Source organism: Streptomyces sp. NPDC003035 (genome assembly GCF_042888285.1).
Classification (GTDB): Bacteria; Actinomycetota; Actinomycetes; order Streptomycetales; family Streptomycetaceae; genus Streptomyces.
In genome coordinates, this window is sequence record NZ_JBIAPJ010000008.1 from 342924 (window position 1) to 359399 (window position 16476).

The 16476-nt window shown below is 71.1% G+C and carries 14 protein-coding genes; 1 reads left to right on the plus strand and 13 read right to left on the minus strand.

Annotated elements, in window-relative coordinates:
* Nucleotides 1-7: 7 nt before the first annotated feature.
* From ACFYV5_RS26315 to rsmH, 13 genes are all read right to left on the minus strand, one after another.
* Complete coding sequence (locus ACFYV5_RS26315) at nucleotides 8-727, minus strand: YggS family pyridoxal phosphate-dependent enzyme (RefSeq protein WP_355111063.1); 720 nt, start codon at nucleotides 725-727, stop codon at nucleotides 8-10.
* Nucleotide 728: 1 nt separating this feature from the next.
* Nucleotides 729-1454, minus strand: coding sequence for a peptidoglycan editing factor PgeF (gene pgeF, locus ACFYV5_RS26320; RefSeq protein WP_389172422.1), 726 nt, complete (start codon nucleotides 1452-1454; stop codon nucleotides 729-731).
* Nucleotides 1451-2662, minus strand: coding sequence for a cell division protein FtsZ (gene ftsZ / locus ACFYV5_RS26325; RefSeq protein WP_355111059.1), 1212 nt, complete (start codon nucleotides 2660-2662; stop codon nucleotides 1451-1453). Before ftsZ ends, pgeF begins: the two co-directional genes overlap by 4 nt.
* A 280-nt stretch (nucleotides 2663-2942) precedes the next feature.
* The gene (locus tag ACFYV5_RS26330) at nucleotides 2943-3743 is read right to left on the minus strand and encodes an FtsQ-type POTRA domain-containing protein (protein ID WP_355111057.1); all 801 of its coding nucleotides are present in this window, start codon (nucleotides 3741-3743) and stop codon (nucleotides 2943-2945) included.
* A gap of 35 nt (nucleotides 3744-3778) precedes the next feature.
* On the minus strand, nucleotides 3779-4873 hold the full coding sequence (gene murG / locus ACFYV5_RS26335; RefSeq protein ID WP_030314515.1) for an undecaprenyldiphospho-muramoylpentapeptide beta-N-acetylglucosaminyltransferase: 1095 nt from the start codon (nucleotides 4871-4873) through the stop codon (nucleotides 3779-3781).
* Nucleotides 4874-4879: 6 nt separating this feature from the next.
* A complete protein-coding gene (ftsW, locus tag ACFYV5_RS26340; protein WP_389172425.1) occupies nucleotides 4880-6220 on the minus strand; it encodes a putative lipid II flippase FtsW in 1341 nt (446 codons plus the stop codon).
* Nucleotides 6221-6275: 55 nt separating this feature from the next.
* On the minus strand, nucleotides 6276-7703 hold the full coding sequence (gene murD / locus ACFYV5_RS26345) for a UDP-N-acetylmuramoyl-L-alanine--D-glutamate ligase (RefSeq protein ID WP_389172427.1): 1428 nt from the start codon (nucleotides 7701-7703) through the stop codon (nucleotides 6276-6278).
* Entirely contained in the window at nucleotides 7685-8755 is a 1071-nt protein-coding gene (mraY, locus tag ACFYV5_RS26350; RefSeq protein WP_355111050.1) for a phospho-N-acetylmuramoyl-pentapeptide-transferase, read from the minus strand. Before mraY ends, murD begins: the two co-directional genes overlap by 19 nt.
* Nucleotides 8752-10176: a UDP-N-acetylmuramoyl-tripeptide--D-alanyl-D-alanine ligase gene (murF, locus tag ACFYV5_RS26355; protein WP_355111049.1), complete on the minus strand. Its 1425-nt coding sequence runs from the start codon at nucleotides 10174-10176 to the stop codon at nucleotides 8752-8754. The genes mraY and murF overlap by 4 nt, the downstream gene beginning before the upstream one ends.
* A 3-nt stretch (nucleotides 10177-10179) precedes the next feature.
* Entirely contained in the window at nucleotides 10180-11835 is a 1656-nt protein-coding gene (locus ACFYV5_RS26360; protein WP_389172430.1) for a UDP-N-acetylmuramoyl-L-alanyl-D-glutamate--2,6-diaminopimelate ligase, read from the minus strand.
* A gap of 16 nt (nucleotides 11836-11851) precedes the next feature.
* Nucleotides 11852-13840, minus strand: coding sequence for a peptidoglycan D,D-transpeptidase FtsI family protein (locus tag ACFYV5_RS26365; RefSeq protein ID WP_389172589.1), 1989 nt, complete (start codon nucleotides 13838-13840; stop codon nucleotides 11852-11854).
* 5 nt (nucleotides 13841-13845) lie between these two features.
* On the minus strand, nucleotides 13846-14457 hold the full coding sequence (locus tag ACFYV5_RS26370; RefSeq protein WP_389172591.1) for a septum formation initiator family protein: 612 nt from the start codon (nucleotides 14455-14457) through the stop codon (nucleotides 13846-13848).
* 47 nt (nucleotides 14458-14504) lie between these two features.
* The gene (gene rsmH / locus ACFYV5_RS26375; protein WP_389172432.1) at nucleotides 14505-15461 is read right to left on the minus strand and encodes a 16S rRNA (cytosine(1402)-N(4))-methyltransferase RsmH; all 957 of its coding nucleotides are present in this window, start codon (nucleotides 15459-15461) and stop codon (nucleotides 14505-14507) included.
* Nucleotides 15462-15772: 311 nt separating this feature from the next.
* Here rsmH and ACFYV5_RS26380 point away from each other — a divergent pair, with 311 nt between their 5' ends.
* The gene (locus ACFYV5_RS26380; protein ID WP_355111043.1) at nucleotides 15773-16321 is read left to right on the plus strand and encodes a carbonic anhydrase; all 549 of its coding nucleotides are present in this window, start codon (nucleotides 15773-15775) and stop codon (nucleotides 16319-16321) included.
* Nucleotides 16322-16476 lie beyond the last annotated feature (155 nt).

A 16476-nucleotide genomic window follows, 5' to 3' on the forward strand; every position in this document is an offset into this window, starting at 1 on the left:
CGCGACGTTACCCGAGCCGGGGGCGGACACCCAGTACCGCCGTACCGATGCGCACATGTGTCGCTCCGGCCGCCACGGCCTCCTCGAGGTCCGCACTCATCCCCGCCGACACCATGTTCGCAGCCGGACGGTTCGCGCGCAGGGCAGTCGACAAATCCATCAACCGGTCGAACGCCGCACGTTGCCGCCCCGCGTACGGACCGGCGAGCGGTGCGACGGTCATCAGTCCGTCGAGCCTCAGACCGGGCGCCGCGTCCACGGCCGCGGCCAACTCCTCGATGCCGTCCGGCGACACGCCGCCTCTCTCGCCCCGCTCGCCCGACTCGGCGTCGAGCGCGACCTGGACGAGGCAGCCGAGCTCGCGCCCGGCCTTCTCCGCCGCCGCCGAGAGAGCGGTGACGAGCTTCAAACGGTCGACGGACTGCACCACATCCGCATAACTCGTCACAGAACGGACCTTGTTGGTCTGCAACTGGCCGACGAAGTGCCAGCGGAGGTCCAGATCCGCACAGGCGGCGGCCTTGGGAGCGGCGTCCTGGTCCCTGTTCTCGGCGACGTCACGCACGCCGAGTTCGTGCAGGAGTCGCACATCGCTCGCCGGGTAGGTCTTGGTGACCACGATCAGGGTCACATCCGCCCGCTTTCGCCCGGCGGCGGCGCAGGCGGCAGAGATACGTTCCTCCACGCGCGCCAGGTTCTCGGCGAGTTCCGACTTACGGTCCGTCATATCAGTCCAACCAGACATATCCCGCGAGTCGCCCCGTGGTGCGATCGCGGCGGTACGAGAAGTGGTCGCCCGACTCGCGGGTGCAGACCTCACTGGCCCGCCGGTCCCGGATCCCCAGCCGTTCCAGCTGGGCGTGGACTCCGGCGGTGACGTCGACGGCCGGGGTGCCCCAGCTCGTCTCGGCGAAGGCCGCCGGCTCGACCGCCGCGACCTCCTCCCGCATCTCGGCGGGCACCTCGTAGCAGCGCCCGCAGACGGCGGGGCCGGTACGAGCGGCGATACGGGCGGGGTCGGCCCCCAGATCGATCATGGCCTCGACAGTGGCCGGCACGATCCCGGCGACCATCCCCGGCCGCCCGGCGTGGGCGGCGGCCACGACCCCGGCGACGGGATCGGCGAGGAGGACGGGGGTGCAGTCGGCGGTGAGGACCGCGAGGGCGAGGCCGGGGGTGGCCGTGACCAGACCGTCGATCCCCGGAGGGAGGGGGCTGGTCGGCCCGTCGACCCGGGCGACATCCGCGCCGTGCACCTGGTTCATCCACACGACACGCCCGGGGTCGAGCCCCAGCGCCTTCGCGGCCAGCTCCCGGTTGGTCCGTACGGCCTCGGCGTCGTCCCCCACCGCGCCGCCGAGGTTGAGCTCCTCGTACGGAACGGCGCTCACCCCGCCCCACCTGTCGGTGAAGGCGAAATGCGCGCCGCTCACGGGTTCGAGCTTCTCTATCACTTCAGGAAGTCCGGAACGTCCAGCTCTTCGGCCTGGGTGTCCGGGTACGGGCGGGCCGGCGGGACCACCGGCGGGGTGACCGGCGGCAGCGTGCTCTCGGCGGAGGCCACCGGGGCCGGCTCGGCCGGGGCGGCCGGCTCGTCCCGGGGGGCGACGGTGCCGAGACCGCCGAGCGGGCGCTCGGTGGAGCGCGGCGCCGGGGCCGGCTCCTCGCGCTTGGCCGAGGCCGAGCTGAGGATGTTGTCCCGGCGGGTCGGCGGCTGGCCGCCGTCGAAGCCGGCCGCGATGACCGTGACCCGTACCTCGTCGCCCAGGGCGTCGTCGATGACGGCACCGAAGATGATGTTGGCCTCGGGGTGGGCCGCCTCGCTCACCAGCTGCGCGGCCTCGTTGATCTCGAAGAGACCGAGGTCGGAGCCGCCGGAGATGGAGAGCAGCACGCCACGGGCGCCGTCGATGGACGCCTCCAGGAGCGGCGAGGAGATCGCCATCTCGGCCGCCGCCACGGCGCGGTCGTCGCCGCGGGCGGAGCCGATGCCCATGAGGGCGGAACCGGCCTCGGACATGACCGACTTGACGTCGGCGAAGTCGAGGTTGATCAGACCGGGGGTGGTGATGAGGTCGGTGATGCCCTGCACACCGCTCAGCAGCACCTGGTCGGCCGACTTGAAGGCGTCGAGCACGGAGACCTGGCGGTCCGAGATCGAGAGCAGCCGGTCGTTCGGGATGACGATGAGGGTGTCGACCTCTTCGCGGAGCTCGGCGATGCCGTCCTCCGCCTGGTTGGCCCGGCGGCGTCCCTCGAAGGTGAACGGCCGGGTGACCACACCGATCGTCAGGGCGCCGAGCGAGCGCGCGATGTTGGCGACGACGGGTGCGCCGCCGGTGCCGGTGCCGCCGCCTTCGCCTGCGGTGACGAAGACCATGTCGGCCCCCTTGAGGACCTCCTCGATCTCCTCACGGTGGTCCTCTGCCGCCTTGCGACCGACTGCCGGGTTGGCCCCGGCCCCGAGGCCGCGGGTGAGTTCACGGCCGACGTCGAGCTTGACGTCGGCGTCGCTCATCAACAGCGCTTGCGCGTCGGTGTTGATCGCGATGAACTCGACGCCCTTGAGACCGACCTCGATCATTCGGTTGATGGCATTGACACCACCGCCGCCGACACCGATGACCTTGATGACTGCGAGGTAGTTCTGCGGTGCTGCCACGTCGAAGGCCTCTCGCCTCGAGTTACGTGTCGCCGCTTCGCGGTGGTAGTCGCGCTGCGACGACGGATGCCGATTGGGACGGTCCGAAACGCCGACCCAAACCCTAACCTTGAAGTTTAGGGTTACCAGTGTCTCTGTTCGTTGGACTCTTCCGAACAGGACACTAAGTCGACAAGTGGCGCACGTTCAACGAACACGCCGAACCTCCCGTTTTTCTTTTCACCCTATGTGATCACCCGTAGCGCTGGCCAACCAGGGTGCTGGCCAGCAGTGATGAGCGTCAACTGTCCGACGCCGCCGGGGCGGTGGGGGCGCTTACATCGAAGTGCCCCGCTTTGGGCGTTGCTTTCATCAGCGCCGCGAGTACGCGTGCCTTGACGGCACCGTCCTCGCCGCTGCCCCAGAGGACCGTGCGGCCGTCGCCGAGCTCCAGCGTGATGGAGTCGTACGAGGTGACCTTGACGACACGAGTGTCCCGGGCAATTTTTTCCGGGAGTTCGCTCGTCACGCCCACGGCTTCGAGCAGCAGCCGGTCCGCGTCGAAGCGGCGCAGGCTCGGCGAGGAGGCGGCGTCGAGGACGAGTTTCGGTACGCCTCGGGGCGCTTTGTCCACGGTGGCGAAACGCGTTCCGCCGGAGTCCACTTCCGTGAACTTACCGCCCTTTTCCACCAGCAGAACCGGTTTCCGTTCCGCCACTTTCAGACTGATTCCGTGCGGCCACGACCGGACGACCTCCACCGTGTCGATTCGGGGAAGTTTCCGGAGGAGTCGCGCCTCGATCGCGTCCGTGTCGACGGAGACGAGCGGGGACCCGATCGGCACCGCGGCGGCCGCCTCGACCTCACGGGGTGTCAGAACCTGCGTGCCGGAGGTGCTCACCCGCTCCACGCGCAGCCAGGAGGAGCCGTAGAGCGCCCAGACTCCACCGGCCACGAGCGCGAGGACGGCCAGGGCGATCAGCAGGACGCGCGGCCCGGGCACCCGGAAGCGAGTGCTCCGGGTGCCCGTACGGGACGGCCGTTCCGACGACCCCTTCGGCTCGCGCGTGCCACGCTTCTCTGCGGTCGTCGGTCCGGACACGTCCCCTGCCTTCCGCTTCTTTCCGGGGCTCGGCCTTACGCCTGACGGCGCGCGGCGATCGCCTCGTACACCATGCCGACGAGCAGGTCGTCGGCGTCCCTGCGGCCGAACTCGGCCGCGGCGCGGGACATCTCGTACAGCCGGTGCGGATCGGCGAGTACGGGCAGGACATTGCCCTGCACCCACTGCGGCGACAGCTCGGCGTCGTCGACGAGCAGACCGCCGCCGGCCTTGACCACCGGCTGGGCGTTGAGCCGCTGTTCGCCGTTGCCGATCGGCAGCGGGACATAGGCGGCGGGCAGCCCGACGGCGGACAGTTCGGCGACCGTCATCGCGCCCGCGCGACAGAGCATCATGTCGGCGGCGGCGTACGCGAGATCCATCCGGTCCACGTACGGTACCGGGACGTACGGCGGCATCCCGGGCATGTTGTCGACACGCGGCATCTCGTTCTTCGGGCCGACCGCGTGCAGGATCTGGATGCCGGAGCGCTGGAGCACCGGGGCGATCTGCTGGATGACCTCGTTGAGCCGGCGCGCGCCCTGCGAACCGCCGGAGACCAGCAGCGTCGGCAGGTTCGGGTCGAGACCGAAGGCGGCGCGCGCCTCGGGCCGGACCCGGGCCCGGTCGAGGGTGGCGATGGTGTGCCGCAGCGGGATGCCGATGTAACGGGCGTTGCGCAGCTTGGAGTCCGGGGTGGCGACCGCTACCCCGGCCGCGTACCGCGAGCCGATCTTGTTGGCCAGGCCGGGCCGGGCGTTGGCCTCGTGGACCACGATCGGCACCCCGAGCCGTTTGGCCGCGAGATAGCCGGGCAACGCCACGTAGCCACCGAAGCCGACCACACAGTCCGCCTTGGTGCGCTCCAGGATCTGCTCGGCCGCCTTGATGGTGCCGCGCAGCCGCCCGGGGACGGTGATCAGCTCAGGGGTGGGCTTGCGTGGCAGGGGCACGGCGGGGATGAGAGCCAGCTCGTAGCCACGCTCGGGCACGAGCCGGGTCTCCAGACCCTTCTCCGTGCCGAGCGCCGTGATTCCCACGCTCGGGTCCTGCCTGCGCAGGGCGTCCGCGAGGGCGAGCGCGGGCTCGATGTGGCCGGCGGTCCCCCCACCGGCGAGTACGACATGCACCGAAATTCACCGCTCTCCGGACGGACGCTTCTTGACGCGCCGTCGCATCGACTTCCATCTCACCCCGGCCCGCCTACCCCAGCCGGGGCGCCGCATGGCCAGGGCCGCTTTCGCGGCGGGTTCCTGTCGCGCGAAGGCGATGAGGAGCCCGACGGCGAACATGGTCGGCAGCAGGGCCGACCCTCCGTAGGAGAACAGCGGGAGCGGGACTCCGGCGATCGGCAGCAGACCGAGCACCGCACCGATGTTGATCACGGCCTGCGCCGTGATCCAGGTGGTCACGCCTCCCGCGGCGTACCTCACGAAGGGGTCCTCCGTGCGTCCGGCCACGCGGATACCCGCATAGCCTAGAGCCGCGAACAGGGCGAGTACCGACAGCGTCCCCGCCAGACCCAGTTCCTCCCCGGTGACGGCGAAGATGAAGTCGGTGTGCGCTTCGGGTAGTTGGCCCCATTTTTCCACACTGGCGCCCAGGCCGGAACCGAACCATCCGCCGGAGGCCAGCGCATAGATCCCGTGCGCGGCCTGGAGACAGGGCGCGCCCTCTCCTCCGGGGTCGGTGGCACCGATGCAGGCGAACCGCTTCATCCGGTTGGCGCTGGTCCTGATCAGCAGGAAGCCGATCGTCCCGGCGACGGTGAGCACCCCGACGAAGAGCCGGGTGGGCGCGCCGGCCGTCCACAGCAGGCCGAAGAGGATCGCGGTGAGGACGATCGCCGTACCCATGTCCCCGCCGAGCATGATCAGCCCGAGCAGCAGGAACGCGCCGGGGACCAGCGGCACCAGCATGTGCTTCCACTGGGCGAGGAGTTTCATGTCCTGCTTGCGGGCGAGCAGATCGGCGCCCCACAGGATGAGCGCCAGCTTGCCGAACTCGCTGGGCTGCAGCATGAACGGGCCGCCCAGCGAGATCCAGTTCTGGTTGCCGCCGACCGCACGCCCTATCCCCGGGACCTGGACGAGCACCATCAGGAAGACGGCGCCGACCAGGATCGGGTACGCGAGCGCCCGGTGCAGGGTGACCGGCATCCGGGAGGCCACCAGGAGCAGCCCCGCGCCGAGGATCGCGGCGAAGAACTGCTTGCGGAAGAAGTACGAGGGCACGAGGTCGTACCGCAGCGCCGTGATCATGGAGGCGGAGTAGACCATCACCAGGCCGAGGGCGGTGATGAGCAGGGCGGCGCCGAGGATCACGTAGTACGCGGTCAGGGGGCGGTCCCAGGCACGGTGCGCCTGCTCGTACACCCGCCGTACGCCGCCGCCGCGGGTCGCCCGCGGCGGCGTGGGGGCCCGGCCTCCGCCGCGTACGGCGGAGGGCCGGCGAGTCCCGGCGGTTCTGCTCGGCATGGTCGCTGTCCCCTCCAGTCGTGCCCGGCGCGGCCGGACCTTCTCGCTGGTCAGGTCAGACGCGCCCGGTGGCGGCAAGGGTGCGGACCGCGTCCGCGAACGCCTCGCCCCGCTTGTTGTAATTGGCGAACATGTCCATCGAGGCGCAGGCCGGGGCCAGCAGAACGGTATCGCCCGGCCGGGCGAGCCGGGCCGCCTCCTGGACCGCCGCGGACATCGCCCCAGTGTCGGTCCGGTCGAGGTCCACCACCGGTACCTCGGGGGCGTGTCGCGCCAGGGCTTCGCGGATCAGGGCGCGGTCGGCGCCGATCAGCACGACCCCGCGCAGCCGCTCCGCCGACTTCTGGACCAGCTCGTCGAAGGTCGCGCCCTTGGCGAGGCCGCCCGCGATCCAGACGATCGGGTCGTAGGCCGCCAACGAGGCTTCCGCCGCGTGGGTGTTGGTGGCCTTGGAGTCGTCGACGTACGTGACGCCCTCGATCTCCTCGACCAGTTCGATACGGTGCGGGTCGGGCCGGAAGGCCCGCAGACCGTCCCGTACGGCCTTCGGCTCGACACCGAAGGCGCGGGCCAGGGCCGCCGCGGCGAGCGCGTTGGCGATGTTGTGCGGGGCCGGCGGGTTCACGTCCGCGACCTCGGCCAGCTCCTGGGCCTGCTTCTGGCGGTTCTCGACGAAGGCCCGGTCGACGAGGATGCCCTCGACCACGCCGAGCTGGGAGGGTCCCGGGGTGCCCAGGGTGAAGCCGATCGCGCGGCAGCCCTCCTCGACGTCGGCCTCGCGGACCAGGTCCTCGGTGACCTTGTCGGCCACGTTGTAGACGCAGGCGACCGTGTTGCCCTCGTAGATCCGGCCCTTGTCGGCGGCGTACGCCTCCATGGAGCCGTGCCAGTCGAGGTGGTCGGGCGCCAGGTTGAGCACGACGGCCGAGTGGGCGCGCAGGGAGGGCGCCCAGTGCAGCTGGTAGCTGGAGAGTTCGACGGCGAGCACGTCGTACGTCTCCTCGCCGAGGACGGCGTCGAGGAGCGAGACGCCGATGTTGCCGACGGCCGCGGTGCGCAGCCCGGCCGCCTCCAGGATGGAGGCGAGCATCCGTACGGTCGTGGTCTTGCCGTTGGTGCCGGTGACGGCGAGCCAGGGAGCCGCGCCGGGGCCACGGAGGCGCCAGGCGAGCTCGACGTCGCCCCAGACCTCCACCCCCGCCTCCGCGGCGGCCGTGAAGAGCGGCTTGTCGGGGCGCCAGCCGGGGGCGGTGACGACCAGTTCGGTGCCCTCGGGCAGGGTGTCGCCGTCGCCGAGGCGGACGGCGACGCCCTCCGCCTCCAGCTCGGCGGCCTGCGCCCGGGAGCGCTCGTCGTCGCCGTCGTTGACGACGGTCACGACCGCGCCGAGGCCGTGCAGGACGCGGGCGGCCGGGATCCCGGAGACCCCGAGTCCCGCGACGGTGACCCTCTTGCCGTTCCAGCTCACTTTTCGGATGCCCATCCCGCGTAGAAGAGGCCCAGGCCCACGATCACGCACATGCCCTGGATGATCCAGAACCGGACCACCACCAGGACCTCGGACCACCCCTTGAGCTCGAAGTGGTGCTGGAGCGGGGCCATCCGGAAGACGCGCTTGCCCGTCATCTTGAACGAACCGACCTGGATGACCACGGACAACGTGATCAGCACGAACAGGCCGCCGAGGAGGGCGAGCAGCAGCTCCGTACGGGAGCAGATGGCGAGGCCGGCCAGGGCGCCGCCGAGCGCCAGCGAGCCGGTGTCGCCCATGAAGATCTTGGCCGGCGAGGTGTTCCACCACAGGAAGCCGAAGCAGGCACCCATGAGGGCGGAGGCGACGACCGCGAGGTCGAGCGGGTCGCGGACCTCGAAGCAGGCGTTCGGGTTCGTCAGGGTGACCGCGTTGGCGCAGGACTCCTGGAACTGCCACAGGCCGATGAAGGTGTACGCGCCGAAGACCATCACCGACGCGCCGGTGGCCAGGCCGTCCAGACCGTCCGTCAGGTTCACGCCGTTGGACATGGCCAGGATCATGAAGAGCGCCCAGACCACGAACAGCACCGGGCCGATGGCCCAGCCGAAGTCGGCGATGAAGGAGAGCTTCGTGGAGGCCGGGGTGAGGCCGCGCAGATCGGCGAACTGCAGGGAGAGCACGGCGAAGGCGATGCCGACGATCAGCTGGCCGGCCATCTTCGCCTTGGCCCGCAGACCCAGCGAACGCTGCTTGACGATCTTGATGTAGTCGTCGAGGAAGCCGACCAGGCCCATGCCGGCCATCAGGAAGAGGACCAGCACGCCGGAGTACGTCGGGTCCTCACCGGTGATGACCTTGGCGAGCGCGTACGCGATGAGCGTGGCCAGGATGAAGGAGATACCGCCCATGGTGGGCGTGCCCTTCTTGCCGGCGTGGCCGCGCGGGCCGTCGTCCCTGATGAACTGTCCGTACCCCTTGCGGGCCAGGAGCTTGATGAGCAGCGGGGTGCCGATCAGGGTCAGGAAGAGCCCGATGGCCCCCGCGAAGAGGATCTGCCTCATCGGTCGGCGACCTCGCTCCCGGAGTCGAGCAGTGCCAGGGCGACCTGCTCCAGACCGACCGACCTGGAAGCCTTCACAAGGACGACGTCCCCCGGGCGCAGCTCACTGCGCAACAGGTCGACCGCCGCCTGCGCGTCGGACACGTGCACCGACTCCTCACCCCACGAACCCTCGTTATATGCGCCCAGTTGCAACCAGGACGCTTCCCTGTCCCCGACCGCCACGAGCTTGCTGACGTTGAGTCGGACGGCGAGCCGCCCGACCGCGTCGTGCTCGGCGAGCGCCTCGTCACCGAGCTCGGCCATCTTGCCGAGCACCGCCCACGTGCGGCCCCCCTGGGCCTGTGCGGCCCGGCCCATGGCCGCGAGCGCGCGCAGCGCGGCTCGCATGGACTCGGGGTTCGCGTTGTAGGCGTCGTTGACGATCGTCACGCCGTCCGGACGCTCGGTGACCTCCATGCGCCAGCGCGACAGGGTGCCTGCCTCGGAGAGCGCGGTGGCGATCTCCTCGGCGGCCATGCCCAGCTCATGGGCGACGGCGGCCGCGGCGAGCGCGTTCGACACGTGGTGCTCACCGTACAGGCGCAAGGTCACGTCACTGCACCCGGTGGGTGTGTGAAGACGGAAAGAGGGCTGTCCGTTCTCTGTGAGCCGGACATTCTCGGCACGTACGTCGGATTCGTCGGCCTCCCCGAAGAGGATCACGCGCGCCTGGGTGCGGGCGGCCATCGCCCGCACGAGCGGGTCGTCGGCGTTGAGGACCGCCACGCCGCCCTTGTCGGCGGGGGGCAGCGACTCGACGAGTTCGCCCTTCGCCTGGGCGATCTGCTCGCGGCCGCCGAACTCGCCGATGTGGGCGCTGCCCACGTTCAGGACGAGTCCGATCCGCGGCGGGGTCAATCCGGTGAGGTAGCGGATGTGGCCGATGCCGCGGGCGCCCATCTCCAGGACCAGGTGCTGGGTCTCGTCGCTCGCGCGCAGCGCCGTCAGCGGCAGCCCGATCTCGTTGTTGAGCGAGCCGGGCGTCCACACGGTGGGTCCGTGGCGCTGCAGGACCTGGGCGATCAGGTCCTTGGTGGAGGTCTTGCCGGCCGAGCCGGTGAGCGCGACGACATCGGTGCCGAGGCGCTCGACGACGCTGCGGGCGAGGGCGCCGAGCGCCGTCTGGACGTCGTCCACGACGATGGCGGGCACGCCGACGGGGCGGGCGGCCAGTACGGCCACCGCGCCCGCCTCCATGGCGCGGGCCGCGTAGTCGTGGCCGTCGACCTGTTCGCCGGTGAAGGCGGCGAACAGGCTGCCGGGCTTCACCTCACGGGAGTCGATGACGACGGGACCGGTCACCACGACGGCCGGATCCGGTATGTCGTACGACTGCCCGCCGACGATTTCGGCGATCTCGGCGAGGGAGAGGGCGATCACAACTTATCCCTGACTGTTCTTGAGGCTGCGTTCAATCGCTGCGTGCAGGACCTGGCGGTCGTCGAAGGGGCGGACCACCCCGTGGATGTCCTGTCCCTGCTCGTGGCCCTTGCCGGCGACGAGCACGGTGTCACCGGGCCGGGCGCGCTCCACGACCGCGGCGATGGCGGCGGCCCGGTCGGCGTCGACCAGGACGTCGCCGCGCTCGTGGGCGGGCACCTCGGCGGCGCCCGCGAGCATGGCGGCGAGGATCGCGAGGGGGTCCTCGGAGCGGGGGTTGTCCGAGGTCAGTACGGCGGTGTCGGCGAGGCGCGCCGCGGCGGCGCCCATCGGGCCACGTTTGGTGGTGTCACGGTCGCCGCCGCAGCCGAGGACGATGTGCAGCTTGCCCTCGGTGACCTTGCGCAGGGAGCGCAGGACCGATTCGACGGCGTCCGTCTTGTGGGCGTAGTCGACGACCGCGAGGTACGGCTGGCCCGCGTCGACGCGCTCCAGCCGGCCGGGGACACCGGGGACGGCGGCGACGCCGTCGGCGGCGGTCTGCGGGGCGAGCCCGGCGACGGCGAGGGTGACGATGGCGGCGAGGGTGTTGGCGACGTTGAACGGGCCGGGCAGCGGGGCGGTGGCGGAGATCCGCTCGCCCCGCGGGCCGACGACCGTGAACGTGGAGTCGTGGGAGCCGATCTCGACGCCTTCGGCGCGCCAGTCGGCGTCCGGGTGGCCCTCGGCGGAGAAGGTGACGACCGGGACGGTGGTCTCACCGGCGAGCCTGCGGCCGTACGCGTCGTCCAGGTTCACCACGCCCTGTTTGCTGCGCTCGGGCGTGAACAACTGCGCCTTGGCCCGGAAGTAGTCCTCCATGTCGGAGTGGAACTCCATGTGCTCGGGGCTGAGGTTGTTGAAGACCGCGACGTCGAAGACGCAGCCGTCGACCCGGCCGAGCACGAGGGCATGGCTGGAGACCTCCATGGCGACGGCGTCGACCCCGCGCTCGCGCATGACCGCGAACAGCGCCTGGAGGTCGGTGGCCTCCGGGGTCGTACGTTCCGACTTGATGCGCTCGTCGCCGATCCGCATCTCGACCGTGCCGATGAGGCCGGTCTTCCGTCCGGCGGCGCGCAGTCCGCCCTCGACGAGGTAGGCCGTGGTGGTCTTGCCCGAGGTGCCGGTGATGCCGATCTGGAGCAGGTCCGTACCGGGCCGGCCGTAGATCTCGGCGGCGAGTTCGCCCATGCGGCCGCGCGGGTTCTCGACGACCAGGACCGGCAGGCCGGTAGCGGCGGCGCGGTCGGCGCCCGTCGGGTCGGTGAGGATCGCGGCGGCGCCGAGTCCGGCGGCCTGGTTCGCGAAGTCGGCGCCGTGCATCCGGGCGCCGGGCAGGGCGGCGTAGATGTCCCCGGGACGTACCGCCCGCGAGTCGTGGGTGATGCCCGAGACGTCGGTGTCCGCGCCGGCGGACGGCTCGACGCCCAGCCGGGCGGCGAGGTCGCCCAGGGGTGTCGGGCGGGCCTGCTCCGGGCGGGGCGGGGTGGTTCGGTACTGATCAGCGTGTGGCACGGCGGTGAGCGTACCGGGCCCACCCGTCGGGGGGCCAAAAGAGGGCCGGGCCTCGCCGGAGTTCGATTTCCGGTTCCCGGAACCGGGGGTGATCGTGGTCACTGGTGCTCCCGAGGTGTCACTCGCTGTCCTTGAAGGCCACCGGCAGCCGGGCGGGCTCGCTGCCCGTCGGTGCGACATGGAGCGTCTTGAGGGCGAACTCCATGACCTTCTTGTAGATGGGTCCGCAGATCTGGCCGCCGAAGTAGTCGCCCTTGGTGGGGTTCTGGATGGCGCAGTAGACCGTGATCTGCGGGTCGTCGGCGGGCGCGAAGCCGGCGAAGGAGGCCGTGTAGCCCTTGTAGCGGCCGAGTTCGGGGTCGACGCGGTTGGCGGTTCCGGTCTTGCCCGCGACCCGGTAGCCGGGGATACGGGCCCGGGTGCCGGTGCCCTCCTCGTCACCGACCACGGACTCCAGCATCTGCGCGAGGGTCTTGGCGGTCTTGTCGCTGATCACCCGGGTCTGCTGCGGGGCGGGCGCCGGGGTGAACCGGCCGTCGGGCCCCTTGGTGCCGCGGACGAGCGTGGGCTCGATCCGTACGCCTCCGTTGGCGATGGTGGAGTAGACCGAGGCGGCCTGCATGGCGTTGATGGAGAGGCCCTGGCCGAAGGGGATCGTGTACTGCTGCGAGGTCGACCAGTTCTGCGGCTTGGCGAGGATCCCCGAGGTCTCGCCGGGGTAGCCGAGGCCGGTGGGGCTGCCGATGCCGAACTTGCGCAGGTACGAGTAGAGGACCTGGTTGGACTCCGCCTGGGTCCCCCCGAGCTGACCGGTCGCCAGGATGGTCCCGATGTTGCTGGACTTGGCGAGGACGCCGTTGAGGGTCAGGTACCAGGTCTTGTGGTCGACGTCGTCCTTGAAGAGCCGGTCGCCGCGGTGCAGTCGGTTGGGCACGGTGACATGGGTGTCGGGCGTCGCCACGCCCTCCTCCAGGACGGCGGCCATGGACATGACCTTGCTGGTGGAGCCCGGCTCGTAGGCGTCCTGGAGGGCCGCGTTGCCCATCGCGGCGGCGTTGGCCGCGGACAGGTCGTTCGGGTCGAAGCCGGGGGCGTTGGCCATCGCCAGCACCTCGCCGGTCCGCGTGTTCTGCACTATGACGTACCCGCGGTCGGCCTTGGACTTCCGCACCTGCTCGGTGATGGCCTGCTGGGCGGCCCACTGGATGTCCCGGTCGATGGTCAGCTCGATGTCCGAGCCGGGGACGGCCGGGGTGCCCTGGGATCCGGCGGTCGGCACCTGGCGCCCGCCGGACTGGGCGAACCTGATCTTGCCGTCCTTGCCCGCGAGTTCCTTGTCGAGCATCGACTCCAGGCCGCCGGCGCCGCGGCCCTCGGCGTTGACGTAACCCAGTATTCCGGCGGCGAGTTCGCCGTTGGGGTACACGCGCTTGGTGCTGGGCTCGCTGAGGATGCCGCCCAGGAGGTTGATCCCGTTGCCGCCCTGGGAGCGCTTGGCCTTCTTCTCGTAGACCTTCTTGAGGTCCTTGATCTGGTTCCAGACCTGGGGGGTCTGCTTGCGGGCCAGCAGCGTGTAGCGGGACTTGGGCGTGCGGAGCTTCTTGGCGAGCTCGGCGGGGTCCTTGCCCAGGAGAGGCGCGAGGAGGGCGGCGGCCTGCTCCGGGGCGTCCTGGATCTTGCTCTCCGCCGGGGTGAAGAGCTTCGGGTCGGCGGTGATGTCGTACGCGTCGACGCTGGCGGCCAGCGCGATCCCCGAGCGGTCGGTGATCTCGCCCCGGTCGGCGGAGAGCGTGTACTCCTGGTAGCGGTGCGCCTCCGCCTTGGCGGCGAGGGCGCTGGCGTCGACGGCCTGCACCTGGAGCAGCCGGACGACGAAGGCCACCATCACGAGCGTCAGCCCGAGGGAGACCAGGCGCAGTCGGGGCTTGGGGTTGCCGAGCCGGATGGTGCGCGGTCGCGCCGGGGGGCGTGGCGCGGGCCTGCGCGCGGTGCCGGAGCGGGCGGCGGGGCGCTGGGCGGGCCGGGCCTGTCTGCCGTCGGAGGACCGGGGGCGGGCGGGCCGGGCGGGGCCGGGCACCCGGCGACGCGGGGGCTCCTTGGAGGGCACTGCGGTCACCTGCCGGGGTTCGTCGGGGCGGGCGGGGTCGTCTGCGCGGGCGTCGTGGCGAGGGGCTCGGCGAGGGGCTCGGCCGGAGGTGCGGCGGGGGGCGTACTCGCGGGCGGCTGCGGGAGCGGGTCCGGCGGCGGCGAGGCGGTGTCGGCCTCCGTCCCGTACGGGAGCGCGGCAGGGGGTGCGGGCGGCGGTCCGGCCGGGGCGCCCGTCGCGGACTGGGGCACGGTCTGGGGCACGATCGGCGGGGTGACCGGGGGCGGGGTCGAGGTCGCGGTCGGCGTCGGAGTGGGCTCGGGCAGGGGCGCCGCGGAGGGCTCGCCGCGGACCGTGCCGTCCGGATCGAGGAAGGCGGGGCTGCCGCCCGGGACCATGCCGAGCTCCCGGGCCCGTCGCTCCAGCGCGTCGGGCGCGGACCGGTCGTCCACGTCCCGCTGCAGGGCCTGCTCCTCGTCGGTGAGTTCCGTGGTCCGGTTCTTGAGGTCACGCAGCTTGAAGGAGCCCTGGTTGAGGGCGGAGTTCAGCAGCAGGAGGGTGATCAGCCCGCCGCCGAGCAGGACCACGACGAGCAGGACGAAGGGGGTACGCGCGGCGGAACTGGGCCCCGACGGCATGAGCCGCCCGAGCCGTGCCGCCCGCCCTTTGAGCGGCCCCTTCGTCGTCACCTTTCGTCCTCCCGGATGCGCTGCGCCCCGCGGAGTCTGGCCGGTGCCGCACGGCGGTTCTCGGCGATCTCCTCCTCCGTGGGCAGCTCGGCACCGCGGGTGAGCAGCTTCAGACGGGGCTGGTACTGCTCGGGGACGACCGGCAGGCCGGGCGGGGCCGTGTTCGCCGCGCCCGCCGCGAAGACCTGCTTGACCAGCCGGTCCTCCAGGGAGTGGTACGAGAGGACCGCGATCCGCCCGCCGACCGCGAGCGCCTTCACCGCCGCCGGGATCGCCCGCTCCAGGACGGTCAGCTCGCCGTTGACCTCGATGCGCAGGGCCTGGAAGGTGCGCTTGGCGGGGTTGCCGCCGGTGCGCTTGGCCGCCTGCGGCAGGGAGTCGCGGATGAGCTCGACCAGGCGCGCGCTGTTGGTGAACGGCTCCTTCTCGCGCTCGCGCACGATGGCGGAGACGATCCGCTTGGCCTGCTTCTCCTCCCCGTACGCCCGCAGGATGCGGACCAGCTCACCGGGCGGGTAGGTGTTGAGGACCTCCGCCGCGCTGACCCCGGTCGTCTGGTCCATGCGCATGTCGAGCGGGGCGTCCTGCGCGTACGCGAAGCCCCGGTCGGCCTCGTCGAGCTGCATGGAGGAGACGCCCAGGTCGAAGAGGATGCCCTCGACGCGCGGGATGCCGAGCCGGTCGAGGACCTCGGGCAGCTCGTCGTAGACCGCGTGGACGAGGGTGGCGCGCTCGCCGTAGGGGGCCAGCCGCTCTCCGGAGAGCCGCAGCGCCTCCTTGTCCCGGTCGAGGGCGACGAGTCGCGCCTCGGGGAAGCGGCGGAGCAGCGCCTCGCTGTGGCCGCCGAGGCCGAGGGTGCAGTCGACGACGACCGCACCGGGGCGCTCCAGGGCCGGGGCCAACATGTCCAGGCACCGCTGGAGCATCACCGGGACGTGTCGGTCGTTGCTCAATGCGCCCTCTCAGAATTCGGCTCAGATTCGGCGCGGCCGCTACGCATCCGCCGCACGCGCGGGGGAGAAACTGCGGAAATCGCTCAATGTCTCCGTGAACTTCGCGTCACTTTAGTCCACGGGACCCGACGGTCAATCAACCGGCTGGCGCGTCGCGCGGGCCGCCGACGGGAGTCCGGCATTTCCGACAGTTCATCCGTATGGGCCTGCTCTTCTCATGCCTGTGGGTTACCTCACAACAAGGCTCATTGACGTTCTTTGTCCGCTCTCACAGCGGGCCGCGATGCCCGGTGACCATTACCGTCATAGACATGTCGACCTCAGCGAACACCTCCTCCGCCGCCGCCGACGTGATACGCAGCGGCGGGACCGTGACCGACCGCCTCGTCGAGGCCAACGCGCGATACGCCGCCGGCTTCACCGACCCCGGCATGGACGCGAAGCCCGTCCTGAACGTCGCCGTGGTGGCCTGCATGGACGCCCGTCTCGACCTGCACGCCGCGCTCGGCCTGCAGCTCGGCGACTGTCACACCATCCGCAACGCGGGCGGAGTGGTCACCGACGACGTGATCCGCTCGCTCACGATCAGCCAGCGCGCCCTGAAGACCCGCAGCGTGGTGCTCATCCACCACACCGGCTGTGGTCTGGAATCGCTCACCGAGGAGTTCCGGCACGAGCTGGAGATGGAGGTCGGTCAGCGGCCTTCGTGGGCCGTGGAGTCCTTCCGCGATGTCGAGCAGGACGTCCGGCAGTCGATGCAGCGCGTGCGGACCTCGCCGTTCCTGCTGCACACCGACGACGTCCGCGGCTTCGTCTTCGACGTGACCACGGGTCTGCTGCGCGAGATCGACCCGGCCTGATCCACCGGGCGCAACACAGCAAACCCCGGCATATCGCTCCCACTTGTCCACAGGCAAGTGACACAACCCGGCACGGGCCACAAGAATGCTCGGGTGACACCCCCCGATGAACCACGGGGGCAGGTGTCGGTGTGTTTCGGAGGGGCCGAGGAGGG